Origin of the sequence: Xanthomonas sp. NCPPB 1638, assembly GCF_041475635.2 — a bacterium.
GTDB lineage: Bacteria > Pseudomonadota > Gammaproteobacteria > Xanthomonadales > Xanthomonadaceae > Xanthomonas > Xanthomonas cucurbitae.
This window is the reverse complement of sequence record NZ_CM192984.1, coordinates 4,063,301-4,081,792: the sequence shown is the minus strand read 5'-3', so window position 1 is coordinate 4,081,792 and position 18,492 is coordinate 4,063,301. Positions and strand designations below refer to the sequence as shown.

The following is an 18,492-nucleotide window of genomic DNA, read 5'->3' as shown; positions in this document are numbered from 1 at the left end:
TGCCGCAGCCACGCGGCTGCAGCGGTACGCCGCCCGAACCAATTCCTTTGGTCCTGTGTCAAGGGGTCGGCACATACGATTTGCGGGCGCTATCGTAGCGGTATTGCACCGCCGCGTCACCCCCGTTCGCCGAGGGATCACCGGAAACCGTGACGCGGACGCCAGGCAGGCCCGGCTGCTGGACGAATGCCAGCGTGCTGGCGTTCTTCACGCAGGCGATCTTGCCGGGCGCATCTTCGCCGCAATTGGCGCTGTTGTCCTGGCCGGCCGGCAGGTTGCCCACATAGGTCCAGTGCGTATCGTCGACCTCGGCGGTGTCCTTTGGATTGAACGCCAGCAGGTCGTAGGACAGGATGCGCACCCCGGACTGCAGGCTCCAGGTCGGCAGCGCCAGGACCAGGCGGCCATCGTCGGTGACCTGGGTCTGCGGCTTGCGCGCGGTGTCGATGGTATTGGCCTGTTCCATACCGCCGAATTCGCCGATATACGGTTCGGCGCCCAGCAGCTTCCACGGCGACTTGCTGCCCGGTGCGCTGGTGACGAAAGTGGCATGGGCCAGGGTGACCTTGGTCTCTGGGGCGGGGGAGTGATTCTCGCGATCGGCACCGTAAAGCTCGGGGGTTTCCCAGGCAAATCCGGTGTAATAGCGCGTGCCGCCGAGGGTGAATTCGAAGCCGTACCAGTAATTGATCCAGCTGCCGTTTGCGACCTCGTACGACAGTGCGCCGTCACCATCGACGTTGCTGATGAAGTACAGCACGCTGTCCGGGCGCGGCGGCTGCAATTGCTGGGTGGTAGCCTGGGTCGCATCCTGCATGGCAGTGGCATCCTTGTCTGAAGGGTGGGGGGCGGTGCTGGCGGTGGTTGGCGTGGCGGCGGCGGTGTGCGGCGGTGCCGGCTTGCACGCAGCGACCGTTGCCAGCGCAAGGATCAGTGGAATCTTCCTGACGAGCATTGGGATGCATCCATTGCGAAGGGCGGAAAAAGTCTACTCCAGCCCGGTGACGTGTCCATTCACTCGTTTGAGCGCGTGCTGTTACCGGCCGGTCGGCCGGCCGGACTGGCGCAGCGGCGGCACAGCGCCTTCACGCATGCAGTCGTCGTCGCGTGCGACGCACGCCGTTTGCGGCGCACGACACACAGGTGAGCTGCCGCCTACGCCAGCGCGGTATTGGAAATGATCTCCACCCAATAGCCATCCGGGTCCTTGATGAAGGCCAGGTGCTTCATGCGGCCGTCTTCCAGGCGTTTTTGATAGGGCACCTCCAGGCTGTCGAAGCGGGCGCAGGCGGCGTGGATGTCCGGCACCGACACGCAGATGTGGCCAAAGCCGCGCGGGTCGCTGTTGCCATCGTGATACACCGTGCCCTCCTGGGTTTCGGTGCCATGGTTGTGGGTGAGTTCCAGCACGCCGGGAATGCCGGCCATCCACAGCCGCCTCTCGTCATCCTGGTCGGGAATGGCGGTGCTCGCCGGCAGCAAGGCCAGAAAGTACAGGCTGAATTTCGCATCGGCGAAGTGGCGTGCATCGAGCAGGCGGAAGCCCAGGACGCGGGTATAGAAATCCAGCGAACGTTGTGCATCCTTGATGCGCAGCATGGTGTGGTTGAAGACGAAGCCGTGGGTGTCGGCGGGGGCGGCACTGGCGCCGGGGACATGTTGCAGGTCGGTCAAAGGCATTGCGGTCTCCTCGGTCGAATCGGGCGCGCGGGACAGGCGCGTGGGGTAGACAGTTTAGCGAGGGGTGGGTGGGCGGCGCGTCTGCGGCATGCGCTGCCCGGGGTGTGTCAGAGGGTCGAGTGGTTTGTCGCATGCGTCCACCGCGATCGGCGGGCACGCCGATTGCCAGCCGGTGGCTCGGCGTCCGGCGCGCGCTTGCCTGCGGCGGCAAGCGTGGCCGGTAGGACGATACTGGCGAGGCAGGCAGCACGGTGTCAGAACCAGATGCGGATGCCGGCAACAACCTGGCTGTCGTGTGGGGCTTGCTGGTCCGCCATGGCATTGCGGGCGGCATCGCCGAAGCGGCGGGTATGCACCCAGCCGATGTAGGGCGCGAAGCGGCGGGTGAATTCGTAGCGCAGCCGCAGGCCCGCTTGTACCTGTTCCAGGCCACTGCCGATGCGGCGGCGGTCATCGTCGGTGAGCGCGATATCGGCTTCCAGCCGCGGTTGCAGGATCAGGCGATTGGTCAGCAACACGTCGTACTCGCCTTCCAGGCGTAGCGCGGCACGCCCGGCGTTGCCCAGGGACAGGGTGGCTTCGGTCTCGAACTTGTACGGTGCCAGGCCCTGGATGCCGATGGCGGCCCAGCTACGACGATCGTCCGATGCAAGATCCTGGCGAGCGCCGATCAGTACATCCCACCAGGGCGAGATCGCGTGACCGTAGAACGCTTCGAACGTCGCCGATTGCGTGCGGCCGTTGGCGCGTTCGCCTTCGCTGCGCAGCCACAGGCGGTCGATGTCGCCACCGATCCATGCACGCGCCTCCCAGTCCTGGCCGGTGCCGCGATCGGTGTCGACCGCTTCCAGGCGATCGAGCAGGATGTAATGGTTGATGCCCATCCCGTGCATCGCGTGCGCCTGCAGTGGCGCAAACGCGGCAGCGATTTCTGCGTCGGTCACTGCGGGAATCGGTTCGCGTGGCAACGCGGTGCTGGCCGGGGATGCGGGTGGCGCTGCGGTGTGTGCACCATGGCCCATCGCATGATGATCCATCGCAGCGTGCTCTGTCTCGGCGTGCTCCATCTGGGCGTGATGCATTGCGGCATGGTCCATTTCCGCATGCGACCTCTGCGCATGGTCCATCGGCGTTACTGGCATGGCCTCTTGCGCGGTTGGTGGCGCATCAGCCGTTGCTGCCTGCGAGTCTGGCGAGGCGGGGAAAGCTGCGTTGTCGTCGGCCTGCAGCGCGGCTGCATGCTCGCCATGGGCAGCGGCATCCATCGCATGCGTCTGTTCCTGCGCGGCCAGCGATGCACTGAACAACCAGGTACTTATCACCAGCGGGCGTAGCGCGCGCATGCTCATGCCTCCACCCGCACTTCGCGCATCATGCCTGCTTCCATGTGGTACAGCAGATGGCAGTGATAGGCCCAACGGCCCAGTGCATCGGCGCGCACGCGATAGCTGCGCCGCGTGCCCGGCGGCATGTCGATGGTGTGCTTGCGGACCTGGAAATTGCCATCGGCATCTTCTAGGTCGCTCCACATGCCGTGCAGGTGGATGGGGTGCTGCATCATGGTGTCGTTGACCAGCACGATGCGTAGCCGCTCACCGTAGCGCAGCCGCAGGGGCTCGGCCGAGGCGAACGCCACGCCGTCGAACGACCAGGCGAACTTTTCCATATGCCCGGTCAGGTGCAGTTCGATCTCGCGCCCGGGTTCGCGGCCATCCGGGTCCTCGAACAGGCTGTGCAGGTCGCCGTAGCGCAGCACACGGCGGCCGTTGTCGCGCAGGCCCACGCCGGGGTCGTCCAGGCGCGGTGCGGTGGCATTGCTGCGCATGTCGATCAGCGGGTTGCCGTCTTCGCTGGCGAGATGGTGGGGGGTCTTGTCCGATGCCGTGTTGGCGGTGTGCGCATGTTGTGCCGGCATCGGCATCGGCATCGGCATCGGCATTGGCATCGCGTGAGCGGCATGCGGGTCGCTTTGCATGGCATCGCCTGCTTGCATGGCATGGGCTGCGTGCGTCATGCCATTGCCATGCCCCATGTCCTGCATGGTCAGGATCGCGCGCGGGTCCAGCGCCGGAATTGGTGCCTGCAGGCCGTTGCGCACTGCCAGCGTGCCGCAGGCGAAGCCGGTGCGTCCCATGTCCTGCGCAAATAGCGTAAAGGCGTCCTGGCCGATCGGCTCGACGAGCACGTCGAAGGTTTCGGCTGCGGCAATGCGCAGCTCGTCCACGCTGACCGGATGCACGTACTGGCCATCGGCCGCCACCACGGTCATGCGCAGGCCGGGGATGCGGATGTCGAAGTAGGTCATCGACGCGCCGTTGATGAAACGCAGCAACACCTTTTCGCCCGGCGCGAACAATCCGGTCCAGTTACCGGCCGGCGCCACGCCATTGAGCAGGTAGGTGTAGGTATTGGCGTTGACATCCGACAGGTCGGTCGGCGTCATGCGCATGCGTCCCCACATGCCGCGATCGGCCAGCGTTGCCCGCACGCCGTCCTCGCGCGCATCGCGCAGGAAATCGCCCACCGTGCGCTGGGCGTAGTTGTCGTGGCTGGGCATCTGCTTCAAGCGGCGGAACAGTGCGGCCGGATCCAGGTCGGTCCAGTCCGAGAGCAGCACCACATGCTCGCGATCGTAGCGATACGGCGGCGGTGTCAGTGGATCGATCACGATGGCGCCGTACAGACCGGCCTGTTCCTGGAACAGGGAATGGCTGTGGTACCAGTAGGTGCCGGATTGCCGCAGCGCGAAGCGATAGTGGTACTCCTGGCCCGGCGCGATGCCGTCGAAGCTCATGCCCGGCACGCCGTCCATGTTGGCCGGCAGCAGCAGCCCGTGCCAATGCACCGAGGTAGGCGTATCGGGCAGGGCGTTGCGCACCCGCACGCTCACCGTGTCGCCCTCGCGCCAGCGCAGGATCGGTGCCGGCAGGCTCTGGTTGACGGTGATGGCGGGGCGCGTGCGCCCGGTGAAATTGACCGGACGCTGGCCGATCTGCAGTGATTGGCTGCTGCCGCGCAGCACCGGCGTGGCCATCGCGCCGGCAGCGCGGGCATCGCCGCGCCACAGGCCGGTGGCGGCAACACCGCCCAGGGCCAGGCCCTGCACGAAACGGCGCCGGCTGATTCCGTGGTTGGCAGTTGGGGTGAAGACAGGAGTATCGGACGACATGACACCTCCGATGCGCCCACCGGACCGGTAGACGCAACGCATCGCTGAGAAATCCGGCATCCATCGATGCAGGGCGAAGAGCGATCAGGGCAGCCAACACATCCGCGCGAAACGGCACAGGGGCATGGGCGACGCGGTGAGCGGGCGTGAACACACGGGGCGGGAAGATTCCTGCGACCGGTGTACGCAGCTGACGCTGAGCGCCGCCGGGGTGTCGGCTGCGCTCAGCCGATGGGAGGTCGAACCGGTTGTTCAGGCACCGGGTTGCCGCGCCCGACGGCTGGAATCGCGGGCAGGGACGGGGGGCCAGGTAGGCCGGCGGGCACCGCTGGCAGGGTCAGCAAGGCCAGGCTGCAGTGCTGCAGGCAGTCGCAGCTGCCCAGCTTGCAGCAGTCGGCCGCGTGCGCGTGGCTGGGCGTGCTGTCGGGCTGGGTCGGTGCTGGCGGCGCCATGTCCTCATGACAGGGCATGGAGCTGGCACTTGCCATATGCCCCATCCCAAGCGCAGCAGCATCGGCAGTTGGCGGCATGGCTACCTGCGGCATGGCCATGCCCACCGACGCCCACGCGCCAGTGGCCGTGTTGGCAACCAGGCACAGGCACAGCAGCAGGCGGAGCAGGCAACGCAGCACGGGCGCTCGCGGCGGGAACAGGTCCGGCGAGCATAGCATAGGCGCCCGACTGTCCGCCCGATGACCGCCCACCTCGGGGGCGCGTCCAGCGGCGGTAGAATCGACCTTTCCTTCGTCGCACAGTCCTGCCATGTCGCAGCGCCAATGGGTGGCCGCCGCCCTCCAGAAGATCGAGGCCGATTTCAACCGTTCGGCCGACACCCACCTGATTCCCATGGACCTGCCGGGCTACCCAGGCATCGACCTGTACTTCAAGGACGAGTCCAGCCACCCTACCGGCAGTCTCAAGCACCGGCTGGCGCGGTCGCTGTTCCTGTACGCGCTGACCAACGGCTGGCTGCGTGCCGGCCGCCCGGTGATCGAGGCCTCCAGCGGCTCCACCGCCGTGTCCGAAGCGTATTTCGCGCGGCTGCTGGGGGTGCCTTTCATCGCGGTGATGCCGGCCTCGACCTCGCCGGAAAAGATTGCCGCCATCGAGTTCCAGGGCGGGCGCTGCCATCTGGTGGAGCGCGCCTGCGACCTGGATAGCGTCTCGCACCAGCTCGCGCGCGAGACCGGCGGGCACTTCATGGACCAGTTCACCTATGCCGAGCGCGCCACCGACTGGCGCGCCAACAACAACATCGCCGAATCGATCTTCAAGCAGCTGGCCGAAGAGCCGCACCCGATTCCGGAATGGATCGTCTGCAGCCCCGGCACCGGCGGCACCAGCGCCACCCTGGGGCGTTATGTGCGCTACCGGCGCCACGCCACCCGCATCCTGTGCGCCGACCCGGAAGTGTCGGTGTTCTTCGACGGCTACTGCCGTGCGGTAGACGGGCAGTGCCCCAAGGAACTGGCCATCACCGGCGGCTCGCGCATCGAAGGCATCGGCCGGCCGCGGGTGGAGTCCAGCTTCATTGCCACCTGCGTGGATGCGATGGTGAAAGTGCCCGACGCGCTGAGCCTGGCGGCCATGCGCCACGTCAGCGCCACCCTGGGCCGCCGCGTGGGTGGTTCCACCGGTACCAACTTCGTCGGCGTGCTGCAGGCCGCCCAGCGCATGCGCGAGGAAGGCCGCCAGGGCTCCATCGTCACCATCCTGTGCGATGCCGGCGAGCGTTACGCGCACAGCTACTACGACCCGGCCTGGTATGCGGCGCGCGAGCTCGACACCGCCGACAGCGACGCGGCCATCGCCAGCGCCGTGAACGGCGGCGCATTGCCGCCGCTGCCTTGTGCGGCGCTGGAATGACCGCCATATCGTTGCGATAGATGGTGCATGCACCTGTGTGCACCGCCGCGTGCCGCTTGTCCCTTCCCCTGATCCAGTCCACCGCCGGAGCGCTCCATGACCAACCCCTTGCTCGACCTCTCCGGACTGCCGTCCTTCGATGCGATCCGTCCCGAGCATGTGAGCCCGGCGATCGACCAGCTGCTGGCGCAGGCCGAGGCGGCAGTGAAGGCCGCCGAACAGGTCAGCCCGGTCAGCTGGGACAGTTTCGTGGTGCCGCTGGACGATGCCACCGAGCGGCTCTGGCGCGCCTGGGGGCAGGTGGGCCATCTGCAGGCAGTGATGAACAGCCCCGAGCTGCGCGAGGCCTACAACAGCAACCTGCCCAAGGTGAGCCGCTTCGGCAGCGCGCTGGGGCAGAACCTGGCGCTGTACGCGCAGTACAAGGCGCTGGCGCAGTCGCCGGACGCTGCGCACTACGATGAAGCCCGGCGCAAGGTACTGGACAACGCGCTGCGCGATTTCCGGCTCGGCGGTGCGGAGCTGGATGACGCCGCCAAGGCGCGCTTTGCACAGATCCAGGAAGAATTGTCGGCACTGGCGGCGAAGTTCTCGCAGAACGTGCTCGATGCCACCGATGCCTGGTCGTACGTGACCGAAGACGACACCCAGCTGTCCGGTCTGCCGGCCGAAGTGATCGCCGCCGCGCGCGCTGCGGCAGAAAAGGACGGCGTGCCGGGGTGGAAGTTCACTCTGCAGATGCCGTGTTATCTGCCGGTGCAGAGCGATGCCGATAACCGCGAGCTGCGCGCAACGCTCTATCGCGCCAACGCCGAGCGTGCCTCCGAATTCGGCGATGCCGCGCTGGACAACAGCGCCAACATCGATCGCATTCTGGCGCTGCGCGCCGAGCTGGCGCAGCTGCTCGGTTTTGCCAGCTACGCGGAGTATTCCATCGCCACCAAGATGGCGCAGAGCCCCGATGAAGTGATGGGGTTCTTGCGCGACCTGGCGGTGCGTGCCAAGCCCTATGCGCAGCGTGACCGCGCCGAACTGGAAGCCTTCGCCCGCGACGAACTCGGCCTGGACACACTGCAGGCCTGGGACCTGGCCTATGCCAGCGAAAAGCTCAAGCAGGCGCGCTACAGCTTCTCCGAACAGGAAGTGAAGCAGTATTTCACCGAGCCGAAAGTGCTGGCCGGCCTGTTCGATGTGATCCACAGCCTGTACGGGCTGACGGTCACGCCGGATAGCGCGCCGGTGTGGCATCCGGATGTGCGTTTCTATCGCCTGGAAGATGCGCAGGGCGCGCTGGTCGGCCAGTTCTATCTGGATTTGTACGCGCGCGAAGGCAAGCGCGGCGGCGCCTGGATGGATGACTGCCGCAATCGCCGCGACACCGCCAACGGCGTGCAGACGCCGCTGGTGTATCTGGTGTGCAATTTCGGCCGCGGCAGCGGCGATGCACCGGCCACGTTCCGGCATGGCGAGGTTGCCACGCTGTTCCATGAAATGGGCCATGGCCTGCACCAGTTGCTCACCCGCATCGGCGAACTCGGCGTGGCCGGCATCAACGGCGTGGAGTGGGACGCGGTGGAGCTGCCCAGCCAGTTCATGGAGAACTTCTGCTGGGAATGGGAGCGCGTGCAGGCGATGACCGCGCATGTGCAGACCGGCGAACCGCTGCCGCGCAACCTGTTCGACCGCCTGCTGGCCGCGCGCAATTTCCAGAGCGGCATGTTCACCGTGCGCCAGCTGGAATTTGCGTTGTTCGACATGCAGCTGCACAGCCACTTCGACCCGGCACAGGACAGCGTGCTGCAGCTGATCGAGCGCGTGCGCGACGAGGTGGCGGTCAATCGCCCGCCGGCATGGAATCGCTTCCCGCATCAGTTCAGCCATATCTTTGCCGGCGGCTATGCGGCCGGCTATTACAGCTACAAATGGGCCGAAGTGCTCAGCGCCGATGCCTACGCCGCGTTCGAAGAAGCGCCCGATCAGGTGGCCGACACCGGCTCCCGCTTCCGCTTGGAGGTCCTCTCGCGCGGCGGCAGTCGCAGCGCCGCAGACAATTTCCGTGCATTCCGCGGCCGCGCGCCAACCATCGATGCGCTGTTGCGGCACAACGGCATGGCGGGCTGAGCCGGCCTTCGCTGCTCCGCTCGCCGCGCAACAGGCCGGTCACGCCAACGATCAGTGGTGAAGGCAATCGTCGGAGCGGGCAGGGTGCCAGTGCGCCCCGGCTCTGTGCTGCTGGCCCACGGCCCGTCGGGTCAGGTGCATCATGTGTCGCCGGAATTGAGGATGGTGCTGAATTGGACTTGGCGCTCTCCCACTTGTGCCAGCTTGCCTGGAAATCCAAGGGCATACGCCGCTAGGTCCAGCCATTGCGGATTCAAGGTCTCAACCAGCCGTCGTTGCCACGCATGCGTCCAACGACGGATCTCGTTCGCGCGTGCTTGCGCAGCTGCGGGGTCGTTGCACACTTCGAACCACGTCATCAATAGCGCCCTCACACCGGGCTCGGGTAGGGTGGCGCGTTGTTGTGCCACCAGATGCCGGCATCGCCCTTCGATAGCGAGCAAGTCGCTTGCCACATCGATGTAGAACGCATCTCGCCGTGCATACGCCAGCAGGTACACCACGTAAGGGCCCTGCTGCAGGCCATGCCAGTCGGCGTGCTCGAATGCAGCAAATGCCGCGCTTGCCAGCGTGGTCGTGTCCGTCATTTCACCGCCTATCCTGCGTCGGCGCCCATGTGTGCGGGCGTGCGGGTGAACACTAGCGCATAACCGTGGTGCATGGTCTTCATACGACCGGCACCGGTGGGGTTGGCTGATCCCGGCTGGCTTGCGCAATGGCTTCCTGCTGCCGCGCGGTTTCGAGTGCATGCGTCTGTACCTGCTGCATCGATTCCTGCACCGATGGTGCCGCACCGGTCAGTGACATATTCACGCGCTTGGTAATGTCGTCGTAGTGCTGTGCAAAGAAGTTCTCGTTGACCACATCCACCCGTCCGCGCCAGCCAGCTCGGAAGCCGTCGATGTAGACAGCTGCGGTGACCTGGGTCAGGCGGTCCTCCGGCAACGGCGTGCCCTTGGCATCCAGTCGATGCTTGACGTCTGCGTATAAGGCATGGCCTGGATGCGCCGGGTCACTGAAGGGAAGCAGGCCGGGCGATTGGCGTGCGTCGTCGCTTGCCACGGTGGCCTGCTCGCGTTGCGCGGCGGCCTTTTCCTCCTCTGCCAGCCGCTCACGCTCCTGCTGCACCGTTTGCTCCATGTGCAGTTGCCAGTGGCGTTGCTGTTCCAGCGCCTGTTGCTGTTGTTGCGCGGAGAGCTCCACTTGCAGGCGCTCGGGTGCGCTTGCAACCGATGCGCTCGCAGCCGTGGCCGTGGTGGCCTGCACGGCAGGCGCACTGTACGGTGGAACCATGTCGCGCGGGGCAATGGCAACGCTGGCTTGCTGTTGCACCGCTGCACGGGTGTGGTGGTCGGCGATGCCGTTGACCTCGTCCATGCCGTGCATCAACTGAAACGCCTGTACGCCGCGCTGGGTGGGTTGGTCGTAGAGGCCGTTGATCGCTACGGGCGTCTTGATGCGTTCGTTGATGCCCAGTTGGATCAGGCTGGCTTGCAGCGCCTGCACCTCGGTGCCGCGGTCGCCCGGTCCGAGCGCGGCGGCTTGCGTCTGGGCCTGCTCCGGCGCGGCCTGTGTGCGCGCCTTGCGTTCGACCTCCTGGATGAGCGCGTCCATGCTGGGCAGCACGGTTTCGGTCATCAGGTGTCGTTCGGTGGCCTCGTCCAGGCTGTCGCCCAGCTTGCTGGCGAATTCACCCGTCTTGCCCAGATTGAACAGGCCTTGCGGATTGGTCGGGTTGTGCGTGGCGTAGGTGGCCACCGCGGCCGTGGCCACGCCGGCCTGCGTGGCGTAGATCTCGGGTGCCAGTGCGGAGGCTGCCGTGGCATACCGTCCTGTCGTGTCCAGCAGCGCATTGGCCTGGGCTCCTGCCGCGGTCCAGCTGGCGTGTTCGGCCTGCCCAACCTGGCTGGCGGCCGTATTCAACGCCTGGCCGGCTACCTGGCCATGCTGGCGAATCTGGCGGGCGTCATCGGCCGCTTCATGCAAGAGCTGTGTGGCCTGGTTCTGCCCGCGTTGTTCTGCGGCCGCACCGGCCTGCGCCAGGCGCTCGGCCTGTGCAGTGAGCTGTGCCTCCAACCCTTGCGGCAGCATCCCGCCCAGACCACGCAGCGCCGCCGCGCCCAACGATGCGGCTTCGCCCTGCGCTTGCCCCTGCAACCGCTCCGCACCGGCCTGTACCTCGCCCAGGACCTGCCGCCCCTGTGCGGCGAGTGCACCAGCTTGCTCCACGCCTTCTCCCGCCGCCGCCCCCAGCCGCTGGGTGGTCGACTGGCGGATCTGCGCTGCGGCCAGTGCCGCGCGCTGTGCCAGGTCGCCCGCAGCGTCCAGCCCCTGGCCTGCCACCTGGCCCGACTCGGCGACCACCCCACCCAGGCTGCGTCCCACCCGCACACCTTGCGAAGTGACGTGCAGCGCATCCAGTGCGGGGCCGGCGAAATTGGAAACATCGCGCAGCGACAGCCGCGCCGGGCGATCGACGATGGCTTGACCATCGGTTGCATGCTGCTTGGCCGCCAGCAGCGGCTGCATCTGGCCAGCGGCCAACGGCAATTCGCGCAACAGTTGTGCGGTGTTGCCGTGTTGCAGCCGGTCCAGGAACGCGTGGGCTGCCGGTTGTGCATGGGCCGGCAGCGTTGCATCCAGCTGGCTGGCCAGCAAGGCCTTGCCTTGCGGCAACTCATTGAGCACGGTGCAGGTTTCCTTCAGCACCGCGCCGAGTTCTGCGCGCCGGAACGCATCCAGGCGATGGATATTCTGCTGGATGCCGTCGTTGAGGACCTCGCCGCTGACCTGGTAGGCGATGACGCTTTGCTGGGGGTCGTAGACCGGCAGCCCATTTTCCTGGGCAAACCGCTGGGCGGTGAGCGGATGCAGGCCGGCGGCATTGAAGGTGGTGGTGTGCATACCGGTCACGGCGGCGGCTGCGGAGGCCATGCCGCCGCCTAGGGAGTGGCCGGTGATTTCGAAGTCGAGATGCGCGCGACTTAACTGATATGCAAGACTCATTGCTCGGTCGTAGTAATCGGTCTTCAAGCCCACTGATTGCGGGAAGTTGTTGGCGACGAAGTCTTCGCTGCCGGTGGGGCGTAGCCCGTCCGGCGTCAGGACTTCGCCTGCGGATCCCTTGTATGCCAAGGTCGGTTTGTAGCCCGGGCCTAGGACGGCAGGGTCCGGGAGATAGATTTCGGCGCGGAAGCCTGAACTGTCAGGCTTCAGTAAGTCTCTTATCTGATCGTCCGTCATGTTCAGCTGCGGCGCGTACTCGCGCAGCTTGTCCAGATGCTCGCTGGCACGAACCCATCCGGCACTCGGCTGTCCTTCGCCTTTGGCCGAGTCATACACATCGTCGGCAAGTCCGGCCATTTCACGGTCGTGATAGAGCGGTTGCAGTTTTTCGGCGTGCTGCCGGGTCTGTGGATCGCTGCTGGCCCGCAGTTGCTCAAGTACGGTGTGCTGATGCTGGTGATTTGCGAGAGTGGACATCTGAAAACTCCTTCTTCAGTGATCGATCAAAGTAACGGGCTCATCGCGGATTCGTGTGGGTGCCTTGAGGCCCCTGAATCTGCGTTGAGCCTTGGAAACAGGCCCTTTCCACCGTCCCAGAAGGTGGTACATCCTGTGCTGACTTCTTGACGCGGTGTTCTGCATGAAAACGGGCCGTCGGCTGAGTGAGTTGTTTTCCTTCCCTGGCTTCGCGGCGGAGTCCACGCTCAAGGGCGTGTTCGGCGCCCCGAAGGCGCGGATCGTGACCTTGCGGCGCCGAAAAAAACGGCCGTGTGTTCCAACTGTGGCCATCGGTGTCGCAGCCGCTACGACAAGCGCCTGTGCCGCGCCCGCGACTTGCGGGCGGCCGGCTGGATGCTGTTCGTGGAGTTTGAGCGCTGGCGGGTCGATTGCCCGGGGTGCGGCGGCGTGCACGTAGAGCGGCTGGACTGGCTGGCCAAGAATCCGCGCTACACCGAGCGATTCGCCCTGCATGTGGGCAATCTGTGCCGAAGCATGACGCACAAGGCCGTGGCCGAGCTGGAGCGCCTGCACGACAGCACGGTCAAGGAGCTGTCCAAGCTGTACATGGCCGAGCAGGTGCGCCGGGCGGGGACGCCGGCGCCGCGCGCCATCGGCATCGACGAGATCGCGATCCACAAAGGCCATGACTACCGCGTTGTGGTCAGCGATCTGGAGCGCGGCCGACCGATCTGGTTCGGCGGCAGTGGGCGCACCGAGGCGGACATCGACCAGTTCTTCGCCGAATTGGGCCCAAAACGCAGTGCTGGCATCGACGTGGCGGTGATGGACATGTGGCGGCCGTTTCGCAACTCGGTGGGCAAGAACGCGCCCAACGCCAGCATCGTGTTCGACAAATTCCACATCATGCGCCACCTGTCCGACGCGCTCGATCAGGTGCGGCGCGACGAGTACAAGCGCCTTCAAGGCCAGGATCGCAGTTACATCAAGGGCCAGCGTTACACCCTGCTGAGCAATCGCGAAAACCTTACCCTGGACGGTCGGAAGGCGCTCGCCAAGCTGCTGGCGGCCAACAAACGTCTGAACACGGCGTACCTGCTGAAAGAGTCCTTCGGGCAGCTGTGGAGCTACCGCACCGAGCGAGGTGCACGGGAGTTCTTCGAGCGCTGGAAGCAGAGTCTGCGCTGGCAGCGGCTGGCGCCCTACCAGACGTTCGTGGGGATGATCGAGCGGCACTGGGACGGCATCGCGGCGTACTGCAGGCCGGAGAACAAGGTCAGCCTCGGCCTGGTGGAAGGGCTCAACAACAAGATCCGGGTCATCCAGCGCAGCGCCTACGGCTATCGCGACGAGGAGTTCCTGAGGCTCAAGATCATCGCCAGCTTCCTGCCCGCGCTACCCGAAAATGCTCGATTGCACCCACAGTGATCCGCGAAGATCCAAGTAACGGAATGTCTTTTTCTTCGGAGGGGAAGCCGAAGGCTTTGCGCATCTTTTGTAAGTAATCTGGTAGTGGTGGGCGAGTGTGCCCGCGCTGCAGCAGCCATTGCTGGCACTTGCGTTGCCAGGTTGGGTCATTTGGATTCCCCGGATGCCAAAATACATCTGCGACCACGGGATATTCATGTGAGCCGTCAGGATTCCTCGTTAGATCGTTTATTTTTGGATCTGCGCCATGTTCAAGCAGCCAAAAGACCTGCTCGAACCCACCCCTGGCTGCGTAATGAAAAATTATGGGAGAGCCTTGACTTGTGGCATTCACATCCGCTCCGCGCTCCACCAGTAGTTTCACGTTCTCCCATTTATTCTGAGTAAGAAATGCTTGCAGAAGCAGCGTTTCGCCATTGGAGTTACGAGCGTTCGGATCGCCGCCATGATCGAGCAGTAATTTCAGATAGATCGAATCTTCTTGCTTGGCTGCCCAGATCATCGCATTGTCTTCGTAGCGCCCTTTGAATCGCGTCGTATTCTGCTGCGGGTGTAGCTTGCGTGCATTGGGGTCTGCGCCATTCTCCAGCATCGCCCGCAATCCCTCCGGGTTCTGCGTGAGGATGGGCCACATCAGCAGCGGGTAGCCGTCCTTGGAGAAGATCACATCAGGATCGACATGCTTTTCTTTCATCAACCGCCGCACTTCCTCGACGTTGCCATGTTCGGCGGCCAGCGCCAGCGCTTGTGCCTTGGGATCGGGGAAATACGAGCGCAGCGGATACGCCGACTGCTGCGCAGGCGCAGGCAACGACACGCCGCCGCAGCTGGCGCAGACCAAAGACAACGACAGAACGAGGATTCGTACCAGCCTGGACACGGCGCATCCCTTTATGAAGCGGTGAAGGCGGCCAGCGCTTGTCTGCCGGCCGAAGATGCCCTTAGCCTAGACCTGGCAAGCGGCCTGTGCAAAGCGCGCTGCACGGCGTGCGCTACCCCGCCCACCCAGGCTGCGCCCCACCTGCACACCTTGCGATGTAGCATGGTTCATCGCACGGTCGTAACAATAGGTCCTCAACCCTACCGACTGGGGGAAGTTGTTGGCGACAAAGTCTTCGCTGCCAGTGGGGCGGAGACGGTCGGGTGTCAGGACTTCACCGGCCGAGCCTTTGTATGCCACGGTGGGCTTGTAGCCCGGGCCGAGGATGGCAGGGTCGGGGAGGTAGATTTCGGCGCGGAAGCCTGAACTGTCAGGCTTCAGCAAGTCTCTTATCTGATCGTCAGTCATGTTCAGCTGCGGCGCGTACTCGCGCAGCTTGTCCAGATGCTCGCTGGCGCGAATCCATCCGGCGCTCGGCCGTCCTTCGCCTTTGGCCGAGTCATACACATCATCGGCTAGCCCGGCCATTTCACGGTCGTGATAGAGCGGTTGCAATTCTTCGGCATGCTGCCGGGCTATTGGATCGCTGCTAGTCCGCAGTTGCTCAAGTACGGTGCGCTGATGCTGGTGGTCTGCGAGAGTCGACATTTGAAAAATCCTTCTTCAGTGATCGATCAAAGTAACGGAATGTCTTTTTCTTCGGATGGGAAGCCGAAGGATTTACGCATACTTCGGAAATTTTCAGGTAAAGGGGGGCGTTGGTAGCCCCGCTGCAACAACCATTGCTGGCACTTGCGCTGCCAGGTTGGATCATTTGGATTGCCAGGGTGCCAAAAAATACTTTCTACGATAGAAAGATTTTTTGGAAGCGGAGGGGGGCTTCCTTCTCCTGGATCTGCACCATGTTCAAGTAGCCAGTAGGCCTGCTCAAAACCACCACGAGCAGCATAATTGAAAAGGATAGGAACACCCTGACTCTTGGCATTTACATCCGCCCCCCGCTCCACCAGCAGCTTCACGCTCTCCCATTTGTTTTGAGTAAGGAATGCTTGCAAAAGCAACGTTTCGTCGTTTGCATTTCTCGTGTTCGGATCGCCGCCATGGTCCAGAAGCAGCTTCAAGTAGATCGGATCATCCGTAAGCGTCCGCCAACCTCACCTACCCCGAAACCTCACTCCGTGCGCAACGGCAGCAATTGATCGATGTCCCGATCCAAGGTCGTCGGCAGCCGCGCCAGGGTGTCATGCAGCCAGGCATGCGGTTCGATACCGTTGGCCTTGGCGGTGGCCAGTAGGCTCATGATCGCCGCCGCGCGCCTGCCCGCCTGCGCTGAGCCGGCAAACAGCCAATTCTTGCGTCCCAGCGCCACCGGACGAATCGCGTTTTCGATCAGGTTGTTGTCGATCGGGTAACGTCCGTCCTGGACATAACGCGTCAGCGCGTCCCATCGCTTGAGCGTATAGGCCAGTGCACGCGCGGTGCCGCTGTTGCCCATCACCGTCTGCTGCAACTCCAACAACCAGCAGTTCAGCCGCGATAGCACCGGCACGGCGTGTTCTTGTCGGTAAGCCAGACGCTCATCGGGCTTCAGCGCGCTGGCTGCCGCTTCGATGGTGTAAAGCACGCCGATGCGCGCGATCGCTTCAGCCGCAATCGCGCTGCCGCTGGCCGCATGCTGCTCATGCCACTTGCGCCGGGCGTGGGCCCAACACCCCAGCTCCGTGACACCCTGCGCAAAGCTGGCTTTATAGCCGCTGTAGTCGTCCACCATCAGTGCGCCGCGCCACTTCCCAAGGAAATCGCGTGCGTGCTGGCCGCTGCGGCTGGTCTGGAACTGGAATACCACCATCGGTGGATCGGCGCCCGGGTGGTGGGCGGTGGCATACGCAAACAGATACGCACGCTTGGAGGAGCCTGCTGTTGGATCCAGCAGCTGCACCGGGGTTTCATCGGCATGCAGCACCGATTGCTGCTGCATCCGCACCGCCAGGCGGTCGGCCAACGGTTGCAGCGCCACGCCGATGGCGCCGATCCACTCGGCCATCGTGCTACGCGACAAGGCAACGCCGCTGCGTGCATAAATGGCTTCCTGCCGATACAGCGGCAAGTGATCGACATACTTTGCGACAGCGACCTGGGCCAGCAGGCTGGCATCGGCCTGGCCGCGCTCGATGATCGCCGCCGCCACCGGCTCGGCGACGATCAGCTCACAGCGACGGCAGCAATACTGCGGGTACACATCGCGCTTGACGTAGAACTCCAGCGGCTTGCAGGCCAGACGCTCGCTGACATGCTCGCCGATGGCCACCAGCGCGCTGTTGCACTGCGGGCAGTTGCAGTTGGCCGGCTCGTGCCGAGTTTCTACACGCTCAAGATGCTCGGGTAACGGCTTGCGCCCGGCGTTTGCTGCACGCCGACGCTTCTGGGTCACCGCTGCGGTCTCGCCCTCGGCCTGGAGCGCGGCCAACTGCGCTTCCACTGCGGCGATATCGGCGGCCATGGTGTCTTCGAACAGCTGGCGCTGGTCCGGGTCCATGCGCTCGGTCTTGGCCGAGAATTGCAGCCGGCGCAGGCGGGCGATCTCGGCGGTGAGCGCGGCGATCTGCGCATCGCGCAGGGTGATGGTGCGTTCGCGCGTATCGATCAACGCCTGCTGGCGTTCAATGGTGGTCTGCGCGGTCGCAAGCAAGGCGCGTGCAGCCTGGCGCAGCGCATGTGGATCATCAATCGTATCGAGGGCGGACAGGTCCATGTCCGCCACGATGCCATGGGTTACAGCTGCCGCACACCTGCCATTGGTGCAATGGACAATCGCTGCCAGTCCACGCCTGCACACAGCCAGGCCCACTGCTCAGCGCTCAAGGTCCACGCGGTATCGCCCACACGCGGCCAGATGAAGTGTCCCTGATGCAGCCGGCGCGCGCACAGCCAGACACCATGACGATCAACGCACAGCACCTTGAGGCGGCTACGCGCGCGATTGACGACGACGTAGGCCTCGCCCTCGGCCACGGGGCGATCCAGCAGTGACTGCATCTGCAGCAAGAGCCGGTCCATGCCACAGCGCAGATCCACCGGGGCGGTGACAAGATGCCACGCCGACACGCTCAGCATGCACCAAGCTCGCGCAGCAGACGCGCAAGCCAGCCCGGATCACCGTAAGCGTCCGCCAACCTCACCTATACAAGCAGCCAGCAGCCCGTTGGGATATCGCGTTCTTCCCAACGGATCTCCCCGATGTCTTCAAAGCACGATGATTGGTCCCACCGCATTGCTGCCTGGTCCGCCAGCGGCGCCACGCCATCGGCGTGGTGCCGCGAGCACAGTGTCTCGTTGAGCAGCTTCACCTACTGGCGCGGCAAACTTGCAGCGTCCGCAGCGCCTGCAGCACTTCCAGCCACACTACCGCTGCACATCACCCCCGCCGTTCCCACGACCAGCGTGGAGATCCGTCTCGCCGGTGGCATCAGCCTCAGCGTGGCGGCCGGTGATCCGGGCTGGCTTGCGCGTCTGCTGCGCGAGCTTGGTGCATGCTGAGCGTGTCGGCGTGGCATCTTGTCACCGCCCCGGTGGATCTGCGCTGTGGCATGGACCGGCTCTTGCTGCAGATGCAGTCACTGCTGGATCGCCCCGTGGCCGAGGGCGAGGCCTACGTCGTCGTCAATCGCGCGCGTAGCCGCCTCAAGGTGCTGTGCGTTGATCGTCATGGTGTCTGGCTGTGCGCGCGCCGGCTGCATCAGGGACACTTCATCTGGCCGCGTGTGGGCGATACCGCGTGGACCTTGAGCGCTGAGCAGTGGGCCTGGCTGTGTGCAGGCGTGGACTGGCAGCGATTGTCCATTGCACCAATGGCAGGTGTGCGGCAGCTGTAACCCATGGCATC

The 18,492-nt window shown here is 64.7% G+C and carries 16 protein-coding genes and 1 pseudogene; 5 read left to right on the top strand and 12 right to left on the bottom strand.

Annotation, left to right across the window (positions count from 1 at the left end; all coding sequences use genetic code 11):
* Positions 1–58: 58 nt before the first annotated feature.
* From ACCQ13_RS17635 to ACCQ13_RS17615, 5 genes are all read right to left on the bottom strand, one after another.
* Positions 59–817, bottom strand: coding sequence for a hypothetical protein (locus ACCQ13_RS17635; protein WP_159408031.1), 759 nt, complete (start codon positions 815–817; stop codon positions 59–61).
* 338 nt (positions 818–1,155) lie between these two features.
* Positions 1,156–1,680, bottom strand: a complete 525-nt coding sequence (gene gloA / locus ACCQ13_RS17630; protein ID WP_104602899.1) for a lactoylglutathione lyase — start codon at positions 1,678–1,680, stop codon at positions 1,156–1,158.
* A gap of 254 nt (positions 1,681–1,934) precedes the next feature.
* Positions 1,935–3,029, bottom strand: a complete 1,095-nt coding sequence (locus tag ACCQ13_RS17625; protein ID WP_104602900.1) for a copper resistance protein B — start codon at positions 3,027–3,029, stop codon at positions 1,935–1,937.
* On the bottom strand, positions 3,026–4,849 hold the full coding sequence (locus tag ACCQ13_RS17620; RefSeq protein ID WP_104602901.1) for a copper resistance system multicopper oxidase: 1,824 nt from the start codon (positions 4,847–4,849) through the stop codon (positions 3,026–3,028). Before ACCQ13_RS17620 ends, ACCQ13_RS17625 begins: the two co-directional genes overlap by 4 nt.
* Before the next feature lie 224 nt (positions 4,850–5,073).
* On the bottom strand, positions 5,074–5,520 hold the full coding sequence (locus ACCQ13_RS17615) for a CopL family metal-binding regulatory protein (protein WP_167526957.1): 447 nt from the start codon (positions 5,518–5,520) through the stop codon (positions 5,074–5,076).
* Positions 5,521–5,611: 91 nt separating this feature from the next.
* On the opposite strand from ACCQ13_RS17615, the gene ACCQ13_RS17610 reads away from it, so the two are divergent.
* Together ACCQ13_RS17610 and ACCQ13_RS17605 are read left to right on the top strand one after the other, a co-directional pair.
* Positions 5,612–6,715: a PLP-dependent cysteine synthase family protein gene (locus ACCQ13_RS17610; protein WP_159407660.1), complete on the top strand. Its 1,104-nt coding sequence runs from the start codon at positions 5,612–5,614 to the stop codon at positions 6,713–6,715.
* Between the two features lie 96 nt (positions 6,716–6,811).
* Positions 6,812–8,836, top strand: a complete 2,025-nt coding sequence (locus ACCQ13_RS17605) for a M3 family metallopeptidase (RefSeq protein WP_159407659.1) — start codon at positions 6,812–6,814, stop codon at positions 8,834–8,836.
* Between the two features lie 140 nt (positions 8,837–8,976).
* On the opposite strand, the gene ACCQ13_RS17600 is transcribed toward ACCQ13_RS17605, so the two are convergent.
* On the bottom strand, positions 8,977–9,423 hold the full coding sequence (locus tag ACCQ13_RS17600) for a GIY-YIG nuclease family protein (protein ID WP_104602904.1): 447 nt from the start codon (positions 9,421–9,423) through the stop codon (positions 8,977–8,979).
* 79 nt (positions 9,424–9,502) lie between these two features.
* The gene (locus ACCQ13_RS17595) at positions 9,503–12,319 is read right to left on the bottom strand and encodes a peptidoglycan-binding domain-containing protein (RefSeq protein WP_159407658.1); all 2,817 of its coding nucleotides are present in this window, start codon (positions 12,317–12,319) and stop codon (positions 9,503–9,505) included.
* 291 nt (positions 12,320–12,610) lie between these two features.
* On the opposite strand from ACCQ13_RS17595, the gene ACCQ13_RS17590 reads away from it, so the two are divergent.
* Positions 12,611–13,729 (top strand): ISL3 family transposase, encoded by a 1,119-nt coding sequence (locus ACCQ13_RS17590; protein WP_159406429.1) that lies wholly within the window; start codon positions 12,611–12,613, stop codon positions 13,727–13,729.
* Here the strand turns inward: ACCQ13_RS17590 and ACCQ13_RS17585 are convergent.
* The 5 genes and pseudogenes from ACCQ13_RS17585 to tnpB (ACCQ13_RS17565) form a co-directional block, all read right to left on the bottom strand.
* Entirely contained in the window at positions 13,674–14,609 is a 936-nt protein-coding gene (locus ACCQ13_RS17585; RefSeq protein WP_159407657.1) for an ankyrin repeat domain-containing protein, read from the bottom strand. The genes ACCQ13_RS17590 and ACCQ13_RS17585 overlap by 56 nt on opposite strands.
* Positions 14,610–14,675: 66 nt before the next feature.
* Positions 14,676–15,257 carry a Tle-like phospholipase domain-containing protein gene (locus tag ACCQ13_RS17580; RefSeq protein ID WP_208800408.1) on the bottom strand — a complete coding sequence of 194 codons (582 nt, stop codon included), beginning with the start codon at positions 15,255–15,257 and terminating at the stop codon, positions 14,676–14,678.
* Between the two features lie 26 nt (positions 15,258–15,283).
* Positions 15,284–15,760 (bottom strand): annotated as a pseudogene (locus ACCQ13_RS17575) (ankyrin repeat domain-containing protein); the annotation flags it as partial.
* A gap of 20 nt (positions 15,761–15,780) precedes the next feature.
* On the bottom strand, positions 15,781–17,361 hold the full coding sequence (gene tnpC, locus ACCQ13_RS17570) for an IS66 family transposase (protein ID WP_159406550.1): 1,581 nt from the start codon (positions 17,359–17,361) through the stop codon (positions 15,781–15,783).
* Between the two features lie 20 nt (positions 17,362–17,381).
* Positions 17,382–17,723 carry an IS66 family insertion sequence element accessory protein TnpB gene (gene tnpB, locus ACCQ13_RS17565; protein WP_104605767.1) on the bottom strand — a complete coding sequence of 114 codons (342 nt, stop codon included), beginning with the start codon at positions 17,721–17,723 and terminating at the stop codon, positions 17,382–17,384.
* A gap of 123 nt (positions 17,724–17,846) precedes the next feature.
* On the opposite strand from tnpB (ACCQ13_RS17565), the gene tnpA reads away from it, so the two are divergent.
* Positions 17,847–18,146 (top strand): IS66 family insertion sequence element accessory protein TnpA, encoded by a 300-nt coding sequence (tnpA, locus tag ACCQ13_RS17560; protein ID WP_146090374.1) that lies wholly within the window; start codon positions 17,847–17,849, stop codon positions 18,144–18,146.
* A complete protein-coding gene (tnpB, locus tag ACCQ13_RS17555) occupies positions 18,140–18,481 on the top strand; it encodes an IS66 family insertion sequence element accessory protein TnpB (protein ID WP_104605767.1) in 342 nt (113 codons plus the stop codon). Before tnpA ends, tnpB (ACCQ13_RS17555) begins: the two co-directional genes overlap by 7 nt.
* Positions 18,482–18,492 lie beyond the last annotated feature (11 nt).